This window comes from Streptomyces sp. NPDC107528 (genome assembly GCF_055639295.1).
The window spans coordinates 69,635-83,482 of sequence record NZ_JBVKAV010000014.1; the positions used below are offsets into that span (position 1 = coordinate 69,635).

The 13,848-nt window shown below is 70.8% G+C and carries 12 protein-coding genes; 2 read left to right on the forward strand and 10 right to left on the reverse strand.

Annotated features, from left to right (window positions below):
* Positions 1 to 50: 50 nt before the first annotated feature.
* From ACZ7L5_RS37410 to ACZ7L5_RS37455, 10 genes are read right to left on the reverse strand one after another with little or no spacing between them, the layout of a single operon-like run.
* The gene (locus ACZ7L5_RS37410; protein WP_471522658.1) at positions 51 to 1,574 is read right to left on the reverse strand and encodes an NADH-quinone oxidoreductase subunit N; all 1,524 of its coding nucleotides are present in this window, start codon (positions 1,572 to 1,574) and stop codon (positions 51 to 53) included.
* The gene (locus ACZ7L5_RS37415) at positions 1,571 to 3,145 is read right to left on the reverse strand and encodes a complex I subunit 4 family protein (protein WP_471522660.1); all 1,575 of its coding nucleotides are present in this window, start codon (positions 3,143 to 3,145) and stop codon (positions 1,571 to 1,573) included. Before ACZ7L5_RS37415 ends, ACZ7L5_RS37410 begins: the two co-directional genes overlap by 4 nt.
* A gap of 6 nt (positions 3,146 to 3,151) precedes the next feature.
* Positions 3,152 to 5,146 carry an NADH-quinone oxidoreductase subunit 5 family protein gene (locus tag ACZ7L5_RS37420; RefSeq protein ID WP_471522662.1) on the reverse strand — a complete coding sequence of 665 codons (1,995 nt, stop codon included), beginning with the start codon at positions 5,144 to 5,146 and terminating at the stop codon, positions 3,152 to 3,154.
* Positions 5,143 to 5,532, reverse strand: coding sequence for an NADH-quinone oxidoreductase subunit NuoK (gene nuoK, locus ACZ7L5_RS37425; RefSeq protein ID WP_363038047.1), 390 nt, complete (start codon positions 5,530 to 5,532; stop codon positions 5,143 to 5,145). The genes ACZ7L5_RS37420 and nuoK overlap by 4 nt, the downstream gene beginning before the upstream one ends.
* Positions 5,532 to 6,224: an NADH-quinone oxidoreductase subunit J family protein gene (locus ACZ7L5_RS37430; protein WP_471522938.1), complete on the reverse strand. Its 693-nt coding sequence runs from the start codon at positions 6,222 to 6,224 to the stop codon at positions 5,532 to 5,534. Before ACZ7L5_RS37430 ends, nuoK begins: the two co-directional genes overlap by 1 nt.
* Positions 6,225 to 6,241: 17 nt before the next feature.
* Positions 6,242 to 6,838, reverse strand: coding sequence for a NuoI/complex I 23 kDa subunit family protein (locus ACZ7L5_RS37435; protein ID WP_471522664.1), 597 nt, complete (start codon positions 6,836 to 6,838; stop codon positions 6,242 to 6,244).
* A gap of 2 nt (positions 6,839 to 6,840) precedes the next feature.
* On the reverse strand, positions 6,841 to 7,809 hold the full coding sequence (locus tag ACZ7L5_RS37440; RefSeq protein ID WP_328879960.1) for a complex I subunit 1/NuoH family protein: 969 nt from the start codon (positions 7,807 to 7,809) through the stop codon (positions 6,841 to 6,843).
* Positions 7,806 to 9,566: an NADH-quinone oxidoreductase subunit C gene (locus ACZ7L5_RS37445; protein ID WP_471522666.1), complete on the reverse strand. Its 1,761-nt coding sequence runs from the start codon at positions 9,564 to 9,566 to the stop codon at positions 7,806 to 7,808. Before ACZ7L5_RS37445 ends, ACZ7L5_RS37440 begins: the two co-directional genes overlap by 4 nt.
* Positions 9,563 to 10,243: an NADH-quinone oxidoreductase subunit B gene (locus ACZ7L5_RS37450; protein WP_471522668.1), complete on the reverse strand. Its 681-nt coding sequence runs from the start codon at positions 10,241 to 10,243 to the stop codon at positions 9,563 to 9,565. The genes ACZ7L5_RS37445 and ACZ7L5_RS37450 overlap by 4 nt, the downstream gene beginning before the upstream one ends.
* Complete coding sequence (locus ACZ7L5_RS37455) at positions 10,234 to 10,656, reverse strand: NADH-quinone oxidoreductase subunit A (RefSeq protein WP_328424719.1); 423 nt, start codon at positions 10,654 to 10,656, stop codon at positions 10,234 to 10,236. The genes ACZ7L5_RS37450 and ACZ7L5_RS37455 overlap by 10 nt, the downstream gene beginning before the upstream one ends.
* 245 nt (positions 10,657 to 10,901) lie before the next feature.
* Between ACZ7L5_RS37455 and ACZ7L5_RS37460 the strand changes: the two genes are divergently transcribed.
* On the forward strand, positions 10,902 to 12,110 hold the full coding sequence (locus ACZ7L5_RS37460; protein ID WP_363038055.1) for a sensor histidine kinase: 1,209 nt from the start codon (positions 10,902 to 10,904) through the stop codon (positions 12,108 to 12,110).
* Positions 12,111 to 12,248: 138 nt separating this feature from the next.
* Positions 12,249 to 13,613, forward strand: a complete 1,365-nt coding sequence (locus tag ACZ7L5_RS37465; protein ID WP_471522670.1) for a sensor histidine kinase — start codon at positions 12,249 to 12,251, stop codon at positions 13,611 to 13,613.
* Positions 13,614 to 13,848: the final 235 nt, after the last annotated feature.

Sequence of the window (13,848 nt, forward strand, 5' to 3'; positions counted from 1 at the left end):
CGCGTGGAGGTCGATGCTCCACGCGCGCGTACAGGAAGTGGGCCAGAGGCTCAGAAGAGCCCGGTGTCGGCGAAGCGCAGGATCAGCTGGGGGGCTCCGGACAGGGCGATGCCGACGACACCGGTGAGGGCCACCGCGGCCGTGAGCGGCGCGGGGAGGATGTGCCTCGCGGCCTCCCCCTCTGGAGCGCGGAACAGCAGGGCCGTCCACTGGAGGTAGTAGAACAGCGCGATCACGACGTTGACCGCCATGACCACGGCCAGCCAGCCCAGGCCCGCGTCGACGGCGGCGGAGAAGACCGTGACCTTGGCGAAGAGACCGATGATGCCCGGCGGGAGTCCGGCAAGGCAGAGCAGGAAGAAGGCCAGGAGCAGGGCGGTCAGGGGATTGTGTGCGTACAGACCGCGGTAGTCGCTGATGCGGTTCAGGGACTTCGTGCGGCCCACCAGGGCGGCCACTGCGAAGGCGCCCAGGTTCGCGGCGGCGTACATGAGGGCGTAGGCGACGGTGGAGCCGATGGCGCGCTCGCCGTCGTCGGAGTACGCGGCAGCGGCGATCGGCACCAGGAGGTAGCCCGCCTGGCCGACGGAGGACCACGCGAGCAGGCGTACCGCGCTGTACGCGCGCGTGGCCTGCTGCCGCAGGGCTCCGACATTGCCGACGGTCATGGTGAGGGCGGCCAGCGCGGCGAGGGCCGGTCCCCAGACGGCGGCGTACGACGGCAGGGCGATGACCGTGACGAGGATCAGGCCGGTGAAGCCGACCGCCTTGCCGACGACCGACAAGTAGGCGGCGACCGGTAGGGGCGCTCCTACGTAGGTGTCCGGCACCCAGAAATGGAACGGGACGGCGGCCGTCTTGAAGGCGAAGCCGACCAGAGTGAGGACGACTCCCGTCTGGACGAGGGTCTGGAGCTGTCCGTCGACGTTCTGGATCCGGTCGGCGATCTGCGTGAGGTACAGGGTGCCGGTGGAGGCGTACACGAAGCTGATGCCCATGAGGCTGACCGCGGTCGCGGTGACCGAGGACAGGAAGAACTTCAGGGCCGCTTCGGAGGACTTGCGGTCACCGAAGCGGAGGCCGACCAGCGCGAAGGCGGGGAGCGAGGCGACTTCGAGCGCGACGATGAGGGTCGCCAGGTCCCGGGAGGCGGGCAGCAGGGCGGCTCCGGCGGCGGAGGAGAGCAGCAGGAACCAGTACTCCCCTTCGGGGAGGTTCTTGTCGGCGTCCTTGAGAGCGGTGACCGACAGGAGCGCCGCGAGGAGTGCGCCGCCGAGTACCAGGAACTGGATCGCGAGGGTGAAGCGGTCGGCCGTATAGCTGCAGACCGCGGCGTCGCCGGTCAGGCAGAAGGTGGAGCGGTCGCCGTCCAGGAGAGGCAGCAGCAGGACCATGGAGGCGGCCAGGCCGGCCACGGACGTCCAACCGAGCAGGGCCTTCTTGTTCTCCGCCACGAACAGGTCGGCGACGAGGACCACGAGTCCCACGAGCGCAGCGATGGTGGGCGGCGCGATGGCGAGCCAGTCGACGGGCTGGACCACCGACTCGGCCAGGGGCTGGGCCAGGGAGCTCATCGGGTGCCTCCTGCGAGGAGCTGCTGCACGGCCGGGTCGGTCAGGCCGAGAAGGGTCTTCGGCCACAGTCCGGTGACGACGGTGAGGGCGACGAGCGGGGTCCAGGCCGCGAACTCGTAGCTCTGGACGTCGGCGAGCTTCGGGGCTTCCTGCGACGCGGCACCCATGCAGACGCGGCGGACCACGACGAGCAGGTACGCGGCCGTGAGCAGGGTGCCGAAGGCGCCGATCGCCATGAAGGTCAGGAAGGCCGGCCGGCTGAGCTGGGCGGCGGGCTCGAACGCGCCGAACAGCGCGAGCATCTCGCCCCAGAACCCGGCGAGGCCCGGCAGCCCGAGCGAAGCGACCGCGGCGAAGGCGAGCAGGCCGCCGAGACGGGGCGTCTTGGCGTAGAGGGCCGCGCCGGTCTTGTCGGCGAGGGTGTCGAGGTCGGTGGTCCCCGTACGGTCCTTCAGCGCGCCGACCAGGAAGAACAGCAGGCCGGTGATGAGACCGTGGGCGATGTTGGCGAACAGGGCGCCGTTCACGCCGGTCGGGGTCATCGTGGCGATGCCGAGCAGGACGAAGCCCATGTGACCGACGGAGGAGTAGGCGATGAGGCGCTTGAGGTCGCCCTTCGCGCCCCGCTTGGCGAGGGCGAGGCAGGCCAGGGATCCGTAGATGATCCCGACGACGGCGAAGGCGGCGAGGTAGGGCGCGAAGTCGGCGAATCCGTCGGGGGTGATCGGCAGGAGAATCCGGACGAACCCGTACGTTCCCATCTTCAGTAGAACGCCGGCCAGCAGGACCGAGCCGACGGTCGGGGCGGCGGTGTGAGCATCGGGCAGCCAGCTGTGCAAGGGCCACATCGGCGTCTTGACCGCGAGCCCGATGCCGATCGACAAAACGGCGATGACCTGCACGGATGCGGTCAGGGACCGGCCGTTGTCAGTGGCGAGTGCCACCATGTCGAACGTGCCCGCCTTGATTCCGATCAGGAGCAGGCCGAGCAGCATGACCACGGAGCCGAGCAGCGTGTAGAGGATGAACTTCCAGGCGGCCGCGGCCCGGCCCTCGCCGCCCCAGCGGGCGATGAGGAAGTACATCGGGATCAGGACCATCTCGAAGGCGAGGAAGAAGAGCAGCAGGTCGAGGACGGCGAAGGTGGCGAGAGTGCCGGACTCCAGGACGAGCACCAGTGCGACGAAGGCCTTCGGGGTCGGGCCCGAGGGCATCTTGAAGTACGAGTAGAGAGCGCAGAGGAAGGTCAGCAGCGCGGTCAGGGCCAGAAGGGGGAGGGAGATGCCGTCGACGCCGAGGTGGATGCGCACGTCGAGTGCGGGGATCCAGCTGATGTCCGTGCTGGCCTGCATCTTCGACGGCTGGTCGTGGTCGAAGCCGAGCACGAGGACGATCGCGGCGATGAGGACCGCGCCGGTGACGGTGACACCGTGCCGGAGTACGGCCTGGTCCGGTGATTTCCCCTTCAGCCCGGGCGGGGCGGGCAGGAGAGCGGCAGCCGCACCGAGGAGCGGGCCGACGACGATGAACGCCAGAAGGACCTGCATCACGGACTCGTTGATATCGATCACGCCTGCTCACGCTCCCGCGGCGACGAGGACGGCGGCGACCGCCAGGACGACGGTGCCGGCGAGCAGGGCGCTCACATAGGTCTGCACATTGCCGGTCTGGGCGCGCCGTACGGCGATGCCGAGCCAGCGGGGTAGAGCACCCGCGCCACGCACGTAGGTGTCGACGACCTCGCGGTCGAGGAACCGGACGAGACTCGCGCCGGCCTGGACCGGGCGGACAAACAGGGCCCGATACACCGCGTCGAGGTGGAAGCCGACGGCGGCATGGCGGTGCAGCGGGCCGAGCAGCAGCCGGCCCGGGTCCGCCGGGTCGGGCGCGTACGCCACTCCTCCGTACACGGGCGCGTGGCTGGCGATGGCCTCCGCCTCGACCTGGGCGGCATCACCCTCGGGGTGGGCCGCGACCGCACCCAGCGGGACGCGTGCCGCGACGGCCGCGAGGTGGCGCCAGGCCGCGTAGGTGACGATGCCGCCGACGAGGGCCACGCCCGTGCCGAGGACTGAGGTGGTGAGCGTCGGGGCGAGGTCGCTGCCGTCGAACCAGTCGGGGAGCTCGCGGTAGGCGAACGCGCCGACGGCGAGGGACGGGACGGCGAGCACCCACAGCACCACGGTCATCGTCAGCGGCTGCCTGCCGTGGTCGGGGGCCTCGGCGCCGCGGCCGCAGAAGGCCAGCAGCCACAGGCGCGTCGCATATGCGGCGGTGAGCAGGGCCGCGAGCAGGCCGGACACGAGGATGAGCCAGCCTGCGGCACCGGGGGCGTGCTCGGTGTGGCCGGTGGCGACGTGCTCGGCGGCGCCGAGGACGGGCTCCTTGGAGAAGAAGCCGCTGAACGGCGGGATCGCGGCGAGCGCGAGGAGCGCGACGGTCATCGTCCAGAAGGCGTCCGGGACGCGGTTGCGCAGGTGGGTCATGCGCGACATGGCAGCCAGCGAGTTGGTGCCGGCGGCGTGGATGATCACGCCGGCCGCGAGGAACAGCAGCGCCTTGAAGGCGCCGTGGGAGAGGAGGTGGAAGACGGCGGCACCGCGGTCGGCGACGGCGAGGGCGCCGGTCATGTAACCGAGCTGACCGATCGTCGAGTAGGCGAGGACGCGTTTGATGTCGTCCTGGGCGAGCGCGGCGATACCCGAGCCGACCATCGTGACGGCGGCCATGACGGCGAGGACGATCATCGCGACCTGGGAGGCCTCGAAGACCGGGAGGAGACGGGCGACGAAGTAGACACCGGCGGCGACCATCGTCGCGGCGTGGATCAGCGCGGAGACGGGAGTCGGGCCCGCCATGGCATCGGGGAGCCAGGTGTGCAGCGGGAACTGCGCCGACTTGCCCGCCACGCCCGCGAGGAGCAGAAGGGCGATCAGTGTCGGGTGGTCGAGGCCACCGCTCGCGACGGTGCCGAGGATCTTCGTGATGCGGAACGACCCGGCGTCGGTGGCCAGCGCGAACAGGCCGATGAGGAAGGGGACGTCACCGAGCTTGGTCACCAGGAACGCCTTGATGGAGGCGGCGCGGGCCTCCGGGGTCTCCCAGTAGTGGCCGACGAGGAAGTACGAGCAGATGCCCATGATCTCCCAGCCGACCAGCAGCACCATCAGGTCGCCGGAGTAGACGACGAGCAGCATCGCCGAGGTGAACAGGGAGACGAGAGCGGCGTACGACGGGTAGCGCGGGTCCTCGCGCAGGTAGCCCGTGGAGTAGATCTGCACACAGGTGGCGACGACGCCGACGAGTACGGCGACGAGGGCGGCGAAGCCGTCGATGTACAGGGCGAGTTCGATCGGGACCGAGCCGGTGGGTGTGAGCTCGGTGGCGGCGCTGATCGCCTGGTCTCCGCCCTGGCGCACGGCGACCACCGCGGCGAGGACGAGGGACGCCAGCGTCGGCAGAACGGCGAGCGGGCGGACGAAGCCGGGCGCGGTGCGGCCCAGGAGCAGGCCGGCCGCGGCGCCGAGGAAGGGGAGGAGGGGAACGAGGGCGGCGAGGGTGGTCGTGCTCACGCGGTGGCCTCAGCCTTCTCGGCCTGCGGGGCCGTGGAGGCGTCGCGGTCGGGGCCATCGGTGTCGTGGCTCTCGGCGGTGTCGCGGAGCTTGTCGATGTCCGCGGTGCCGCGGTTGCGGTGGACGGCGAGGACGATCGCCAGGCCGATGCCGATCTCGGCGGCGGCGATGGTGATCGTGAACAGGGTCAGGGCCTGGCCGGAGTGCAGGGTGTCCGCGGCGGCCTTGCTGAGCCAGACGTCGAAGGCGACCAGGTTGAGGTTGACGGCGTTGAGCATCAGCTCGACCGACATCAGGACCAGGATCGCGTTGCGGCGGGCGAGCACGCCGTACAGGCCGGTGCAGAAGAGGAGCGCGGAGAGTACAGCGGGATAGGCGAGGTGCATCAGCGGGCGCCTTCCTGCTCGGCCGGATCGGTTCCCTCGGCCTGATCGGTTCCCGCGACCGGCTTCTTTCGCCCGACCGGGTGATTACGGGAATCCGGGACGGCTGGGGAACCACCGGTCACGGCTCGGGAGTTCACAGAGGGAGAGCCCGACTCCGCCTTCGCCTTGCGGGACAGCACGATCGCCCCGACCAGCGCGGCGAGGAGAAGGACGGAGAGGGCCTCGAAGGGGAGGACCCAGTTCTGGAAGAGGCTTTCGCCGATGGCCTTGGTGGAGCCGGCGGCGGGGCCGTCCAGGTCGATCCAGGTCGCGCGGAAGGCGTCGACGATCACCCAGATCAGGGTGGCTGCGGCAGCGACGGCCACGGTGAGGGCGGCCCAGCGGTTGCCGGAGTCGGCGTCCGGGGAGCGGCCGATGGGGGCTCTGGTGAGCATCAGTCCGAACAGGAGGAGGACGACGACGGAGCCGACGTAGATGAGGACCTGCACCCAGGCGATGAACTCGGCGGTGAGCAGGAGGTACTCGACGGCGAGGCCGCCGAGCGTGACCACCAGCCACAGGGCGGCGTGCACCAGCTGCCGGGTGGTGACGGTGACGAGGGCGGCGCCGAAGGTGACCAGGCCCACCAGGAGGAAAACGATCTCGACGCCGGTCGGGGAGAGGAAGCCGTGCGTGTCGGCGGCCAGGGTCAGCGCGGCAGGGGTGGACGTCACGACTCACCCCCCTGCGGCCCGGTCGGTTCGGTCGGTTCGGTCGGTTCGGTCGGTTCGGCCTCCGCAGCCTGCGCGGCCGCCAGCTTCTCAGCGGTCTTGCGGGCGGCGGCGATCTCCTTGGGCTCCTCCGCGCCGGGGTCGAGGGCGGGCGGGGCCGGGACGGTCCACATCCACTCGCGGAGCTTGTCGCGCTCGTGGGTGAGCTCGCGGATGTCGGTCTCGGCGTACTCGAACTCCGGGGACCAGAACAGGGCGTCGAAAGGACAGACCTCGATGCAGATACCGCAGTACATGCACAGGGAGAAGTCGATGGCGAAGCGGTCGAGGACGTTGCGGCTGCGTTCCCGGCCGCCCGGGGTCGCCGCCGGGACCGTCTCCTTGTGGGAGTCGATGTAGATGCACCAGTCCGGGCACTCGCGGGCACAGAGCATGCAGACCGTGCAGTTCTCCTCGAACAGGCCGATCACGCCACGGGTGCGGGGCGGGAGGTCGGGCTGGGTGTCCGGGTACTGCGCGGTGACGGACTTCTTCGTCATCGTGCGGAGGGTGACGGCCAGGCCCTTGGCCAGGCCACTGCCAGGAATGGGGGCCATGGTTACTGGATCACCACCTTGACGATGCCGGTGAGGGCGATCTGGGCGAGGGAGAGGGGGACGAGGAGGGTCCAGGAGAGCTTCTGGAGCTGGTCCTCGCGCAGGCGGGGGTAGGTGACGCGGAGCCAGATCACGATGAAGGCGAGGACGGCCGTCTTCAGCAGGGTCCAGACCCAGCCGAGGCCGTCGGCACCCCAGGGGCCGTGCCAACCGCCCAGGAAGAGGACGGTGGTCAGGCCGCACAAAACGACGATCCCGGCGTACTCGGCGAGGAGGAACAGAGCGAAACGGAGGCCGGTGTACTCGGTGTAGGCGCCGAAGATGATCTCCGAGTCGGCGACGGGCATGTCGAAGGGCGGTCGCTGCAGCTCGGCCAGTCCGGCGACGAAGAAGACAATCGCGCCGACGATCTGCCAGGGCAGCCACCACCACTCGAAGGCGTCGAGGATGCCAGGGAGGGAGACGGTCCCGGCAGCCATCGCCACGGAGGCGGCGGTGAGCAGCATCGGGAGTTCGTAGGCGAGGAGCTGAGCGGCGGTGCGGAGGCCGCCGAGGAGGGAGAACTTGTTGGCGGAGGCCCAGCCGGCCATGAGTGAGCCGAGGACTCCTACGCCCATGACCGCCAGGACGAAGAAGATGCCCGCGTCGATGACCTCGCCGACCGCGCCCTCTCCCGGGCCGATGGGGATGGCGAGGAGGACGAGCAGGTACGGGAGGAGAGCCACTGCGGGGGCGAGCTGGAAGATCCGGCGGTCCGCGCCCGCCGGGACGACGTCCTCCTTCTGCGCGAACTTCACACCGTCGGCGACGAGTTGGGCCCAGCCGTGGAAGCCGCCGGCGTACATCGGGCCGAGGCGGCCCTGCATGTGGGCCATCACCTTGTGCTCGGTCTGGCCGATGAGCAGGGGGAAGGTGAGGAAGACGACGAAGACGATCAGGAGTCGCAGGGTGACGTCGAGCGCGTCGTTCACTGCGGGCCTCCTGAAGGGTCTGTGCGGTCCGGGCGGTCTGGGTCGTCCGGGCGGTCCGGGTCGTCCGGGCGGTCCGGGTCGTCCGGGTGGTCCGGGTTTTCGTTGGTGGAGTCTTCGGCACCTTCGGGCGCGGGCGTGGCTGCGGGGTCGGACGGGCTGGGCTTCGCCGGGGTCTGCGACGGTGACTTGGCCTCGGTCTGGGCCTCGGCCTCGGTCTGCGGCTCGGCCTCGCTCATCGACTCCGGCGCGGGCTGGGCCACGCTCGTCGACTCCGATGCGGGCTCTGCCACACTCTCCGGCTCCGGCTCCGGCTCCGGCCCCGGCCCCGGCTCGGGCTGCCGCTCGGCCTCGGGCTGCTGCTTGAGTGCCGGTTCGTCGAAGGCCGGGCGGGCGTGGTGCCAGGGGGCGTCCAAGCTGCGGGAGTTCGACGCGGCCGCCGCTCCTTCGGTCGTCGCGTCCGTCGACGTCTGGGCCGCCCGCTGGCTCGCCGAGCCCTCGCCTGCGCTCCGGGTGCGGCGCGCGGCGGTTGGCGTGCCGGACGTGGTCGGCGGCGTTCCGGACGTGGTCGGCGGCGTTCCGGACGTGGTCGGCGGCGTTCCGGTGGCTGCCGGTGATCCGCCCGTCTCCGGCGAGTTCTCGGATTCCGTAGCGACCGGCTCACCGGCGGATGTCTCGGCCGGCGAAGCGGCGTCCTGCTGACTGACCGACCCTTCGGCTGCCGTACGCGTACGCCGGGCCGGGCCCGTTGCGGGCGCGGCACCAGCCGAGGCTTCCGTCTGGCTGGCCAAACCCTCCGCGGCCGTACGGGCACGCCGCGCCGCACCCGCGGCAGGAGCCCCCGCCGGATCCCCACCCACACTCGGCGTCTCCGCCTGGCTCGCCGAACCCTCCGCGGCGGTACGGGCACGCCGCGCCGCACCCGCGGCAGGAGCCCCCGCCGGAGCCCCGCCCACACTCGGCGTCTCCGCCTGGCTCGACGAACCCTCCGCCGACGTACGCGACCGCCGCGCCGCACCCGCGGCAGGAGCCCCCGCCGGAGCCCCGCCCACACTCGGCGTCTCCGCCTGGCTCGACGAACCCTCCGCCGACGTGCGCGTGCGTCGGACCGGTCGTTCGCCCGTAGCGCGGGGCGGCCGTTCCCCTGCTGTGCGTGCCGTGCCGCGGGCCGGGCGGGCGGGGGCAGGGGGGAGTTGGCCCTTCAGGGGGCCCCATTCGTTCGGGTCGGGGACGCCGGGGGGCAGCATCTGTCGGCGTTTCGGGCCGCCGTGTTCGGACTCGCCGGGTTCCTTGGCGCCGGGCCAGGCCTTGGCGACGCGGGCGGCCAGGACGAAGTCCTTGCGGAGGGGGTGGCCCTCGAAGTTCTCCGGGAGGAGCAGGTGGTCGAGGGCAGGGTGGTCGGTGAAGGCCACGCCGAACATTTCGTGCGTCTCGCGTTCGTGCCAGGCCGCGCCCGCGTAGACGCCGATCGCGGAGGGCAGCGTCGGTGCCTCGTGCGGGACCGTCGTGCGGACCAGCAGGCGCCGTACCGGAGACAGGGCGGCGACGTGGGCGGCGACGCGGAAGCCGGTGCCGGGTTCGTCGACCGCGCTCAGCCAGTCGAAGTAGGTGCAGCCCAGCTCGCCGCGGGCCGCTTCAAGTGCGGGGATCCAGGATGTCGGGGGGACGTCGACCGTCAGGACCTCGTAGGACTCCTCGGCCGTGGCATCGGGTCCGAAGAGGTCCTCGACTGGGGCGGGCAGCCAGCCGATCGTCGTCATCGGTCGGCCTCCCCCGCGCCGTCGGCACCCGCACCGTCGGCACTCGTTCCGCCGGCATCGGGCGCCTTCGGCCCGCGCACCAGCCCGCTCTGCAACGCCGCCGTGGACGGCCGGGCCCCGGTGCCGTACCGCTCCCCCAGCGACTCCCGCGCGATCTTCTCCTGGAGCTTCAGGATGCCCTGGAGCAGTGCTTCGGGGCGGGGCGGGCAGCCGGGGACGTACACGTCCACCGGGATGATCTGGTCGACGCCCTTGGTGACGGAGTAGGAGTCCCAGTACGGGCCGCCGCAGTTCGAGCAGGCGCCGAACGAGATGACGTACTTCGGCTCGGGCATCTGTTCGTACAGGCGCTTCACGGCCGGGGCCATCTTGTCCGTGACCGTGCCCGACACGACCATGAGGTCGGCCTGCCGGGGGCCGGGCGCGAAGGGGATCACGCCGAGGCGGATGAAGTCGTGGCGGGCCATCGACGCGGCGATGAACTCGATGGCGCAGCAGGCGAGGCCGAAGTTGAAGACCCAGAGCGAATAGCGGCGGCCCCAGTTCAGGATCACCTTCATCGGCTCCGGGGCGAGGCGGGCCAACGCGCCCAGCCGCTTCGGCTCCGGGAGCAGAACGGGTTCGGGCGAATCCACTTCCGCGCGCTCCGGCGAGTTCACTTCTGGCGTCACGTCCATGCCAGGACGCCCTTCTTGTATGCGTAGAGCAGGCCCACGGCCAGGAAGCCGAGGAAGATGAACATCTCGACGAGGGTGGTCGCGCCGTAGCCCGGGTCGGCGAACACCGTCGCCCAGGGGAACAGGAAGATCGAGTCGATGGCGAAGATCACGTAGAGGAAGGCGTAGACGTAGTAGCGGACCTGAGTGTGCGCCCAGCCCTCGCCGACGGGGTCGACGCCGCACTCGTACGTCAGGAGCTTCTCGGGCGTAGGCACCACGGGGCGCAGCAGTCGGCCCGCGCCGAAGGCGACGGCGACGAACAGCACGCCGATGACGGCCAGCAGTCCGACGACCGAGTAGGACTGGAAGTAGTCCGCCGAGACGACGACGTAATGCACATCCGCCGCGACGACGACGGTCTGTTCCGACACGTCCGCCCCTCGCTCCCTGACCTCGTTGCCTACCAGTGTCCTGCGACCTGGGGTCTCGTGAACACCGCTGTTCGACGATCTGTACGCACGGGAGTCTAGGCCCTGCTAAAGACAGCGTAAGCAGCCCGTCACACCTTGAGATCTCGTCGAGACTCGCCTCGGGCGCGGGGGTGGGGATTTCCCCCGGAAGACCTCGGCGGTCCGCCTCATGGCGCGGCGGCGCACCGCGCGGCACGCTAACCCATATGACCGAAAGCCCCAGCCCTTCGTGGGACGCCTCCGGGCGTTCCGACGGTGACCAGCCGCCGCTGCCACCCGCCCGTTTCGCCTACGACCGGCACACCTGGAAGGAGATCGCGCACCTCCTGGCGAACCTTCCGCTGGCGCTGCTCGGCTTCGTCTACGTCGTGACAGTGCTGTTCACCGGTGCCTTGCTGACGCTGACGGTGATCGGGTTCCCACTGCTCGCCGCCGGTCTGGTGGGTGCGCGGCAGTTGGGCAAGCTGGAGCGCTCACGCGCGCGTGCGTTGCTCGGGGTGCGGGTGGACGAGCCGAGTCCGCTGCCGTTGCGCGGCGGCAAGGACGGCTTCTTCCCGCAGCTGTGGCTGGCGCTGAAGGACCCCGTCGGCTGGCGCACGATCCTGTACGACTTCATCCGCCTGCCCTGGGGCATCCTCACCTTCGTCATCACGCTGACCTCGCTGTTCGTGCTGTGGCCGGTGCTGCCGTTCATCGCGCGGGGCCTGACGAACGCGGACCGGGCGATGGTGCGGGGCCTGCTGTCGCCCTCCGACGAACTGGAACGCCGTATCGCGGAACTGGAGTCGGACCGGGGGGTCGTGGTGGACACGGCCGCGGCCGACCTGCGGCGCATCGAGCGCGACCTGCACGACGGCGCGCAGGCCCGTCTGGTCAACCTGGCCATGGGGCTGGGCCTGGCCAAGGAGAAGCTGCTGGAGGATCCCGACGGGGCGGCGTCGATGGTCGCGGAGGCGCACGGTGAGGTGAAACTGGCGCTTCAGGAGCTACGGGATCTCGCGCGCGGCATTCATCCGGCCGTCCTCACCGACCGGGGCCTGGATGCGGCCCTGTCGGCGGTCGCCTCGCGCTGCACGGTGCCGGTGAAGGTGACCGCCGACCTGCCGTCCCGACCGGCCGCGGCCATCGAGGGCATCGCCTACTTCACCGTCTCCGAACTGCTGCAGAACATCAGCAAGCACAGCGGGGCGAAGTCGGCGTCGGTCGAGGTATGGCGTTCGGACGACCGGCTGCTCATCCAGGTGTGGGACGACGGCCGCGGCGGCGCGCGCCTCGACGGCGGCACGGGCATGCGCGGTCTCGCCGACCGGCTGGACGCCGTGGACGGCCTGTTCGTCATCGAGTCACCCCGGGGCGGTCCTACGACCGTGACGGCGGAGCTGCCCTGGCGCGACCGCGTCCCCGGGCAGGGGTAGCTCAGGGGGTAGGGAAAACCCCCCGTTCAAGACGCCGACGGACTCCATGGTCCGTGGACCTGCGGCGCAGCAGGGTTGGAGATACGACGGCACAGCCCCGGGGCGGGGCTGACGGGACGAGGAGAACGGACGACGCCGATGGCCACGGAGTACGGACAGGGCTACGGGCGCGGGCTCGGTTACCCCGAGCACGGCCTTCCCGAGCACGGCGGCGAGCGACGGCACCGGCTGCCGGCGGGGCTGCGGGCGCCGTTCGAGGCACGCAGCTGGCGCGAGTTCGGGTACGTGCTGCTGAGCCTGCCGATCAGCATCATGCTGTTCGTCTACGCCATCACGATGGTGTCGCTGGGCGCGGGCCTGCTGGTGACGTTCCTCGGCATCCCGGTGCTGGCTGCGGGGCTCGCCGGCTGCCGGGCCTTCGGCGCGCTGGAGCGGGCACGCGCGCGTGCGTTGCTGCACCTGGACGTGGCCGACCCGGAGCCGCTGCGGATGCGCAGGCGCGGGTTCATGGCGTGGATGGGCGCCGTACTGAAGAGCGGGACGTCGTGGCGGAGCGTGCTGTACGCGGTGCTGCACTTCCCGTGGGCGGTGTTCTCCTTCGTCGTCGCCGTGAACGTCTGGGCGTACGGCTGGGCGATGCTGACGTATCCGCTGTGGTTCTGGGTGTTCCCGATGTGGGTCGGCCAGGACGGCATTCAGGTGTACGGCGACGAGACGCACCACTTCTACCTCGACAACCCGTTCGAGATCACGCTCACCGCGCTGGTCGGCCTGCTGTTCACGCTGGCCACGCCGTGGATCGTGCGGGCGTTGACGCAGGTGGACCGGCTGCTGGTGCACGGCCTGCTCGGGCCGTCGCGGCTGGCCACGCGCGTGGTGGAGCTGGAGTCGGACCGCGGCGTCGTCGTCGATACGGCCGCCGCGGACCTGCGACGCATCGAGCGCGACCTGCACGACGGTGCCCAGGCCCGCCTGGTGGCTCTGGCCATGGATCTGGGTCTGGCGAAGGAGAAGCTGACGGAGGACCCGCAGACGGCGGCGCGGATGGTCGACGAGGCGCACGGCGAAGTGAAGACGGCGTTGCAGGAGCTGCGGGATCTGGCCCGCGGGATCCATCCGGCGGTCCTGACCGACCGAGGGCTGGACGCGGCCCTGTCGGCGGTGGCCTCGCGGTGCACGGTGCCGGTGGAGGTCCAGGTGGATCTGGAGCGGCGGCCGGTGCCGGCGATCGAGGGGATCGCCTACTTCACGGTGTCGGAGCTGCTGCAGAACATCAGCAAGCATGCGCGGGCCACGTGGGCGGCGGTGGATGTGTGGCAGGTGGAGAACCGGCTGATGCTGCAGGTCGTGGACAACGGGATTGGCGGTGCCGGCATATCCGGGGGGTCGGGGCTGGCCGGGCTGGCGGAGCGGCTCGACGCGGTGGACGGGATTCTGGTGGTGGACTCGCCGGTCGGCGGGCCTACGCGGGTCACGGCGGAGCTTCCTTGGCGGACCGTGTAGCCGCATTCGTCTAAGCCCACGGTGTAGCTCGACTGAGCCCACTGTGCAGTTCGACAAATAGTCATTGGCTGATCATTGGCCTGGAGCGGGACCTCGTCCGCCTCCAGGCCATCGTCACGCCCCCCACGGCCCTTCTTCGGCTCCGGCTCTTCGGCCCCCCGGCCCTCCTTCGGTCTCTTGAAGGTGAGTGCTCCCGAGCACGCGCCCCCCAAGACGCCTCCTTTGTCCACAAGCG

Excerpts from the sequence above, each read along its gene's own strand:
- ACZ7L5_RS37460 (WP_363038055.1), top strand. The coding sequence starts at position 10,902 with ATGACCGAAAGCCCCAGCCCTTCGTGGGACGCCTCCGGGCGTTCCGAC.
- ACZ7L5_RS37450 (WP_471522668.1), bottom strand. The coding sequence starts at position 10,243 with ATGGACGTGACGCCAGAAGTGAACTCGCCGGAGCGCGCGGAAGTGGAT.
- ACZ7L5_RS37465 (WP_471522670.1), top strand. The coding sequence starts at position 12,249 with ATGGCCACGGAGTACGGACAGGGCTACGGGCGCGGGCTCGGTTACCCC.
- ACZ7L5_RS37435 (WP_471522664.1), bottom strand. The coding sequence starts at position 6,838 with ATGGCCCCCATTCCTGGCAGTGGCCTGGCCAAGGGCCTGGCCGTCACC.
- ACZ7L5_RS37410 (WP_471522658.1), bottom strand. The coding sequence starts at position 1,574 with ATGAGCTCCCTGGCCCAGCCCCTGGCCGAGTCGGTGGTCCAGCCCGTC.
- ACZ7L5_RS37445 (WP_471522666.1), bottom strand. The coding sequence starts at position 9,566 with ATGACGACGATCGGCTGGCTGCCCGCCCCAGTCGAGGACCTCTTCGGA.
- nuoK (WP_363038047.1), bottom strand. The coding sequence starts at position 5,532 with ATGCACCTCGCCTATCCCGCTGTACTCTCCGCGCTCCTCTTCTGCACC.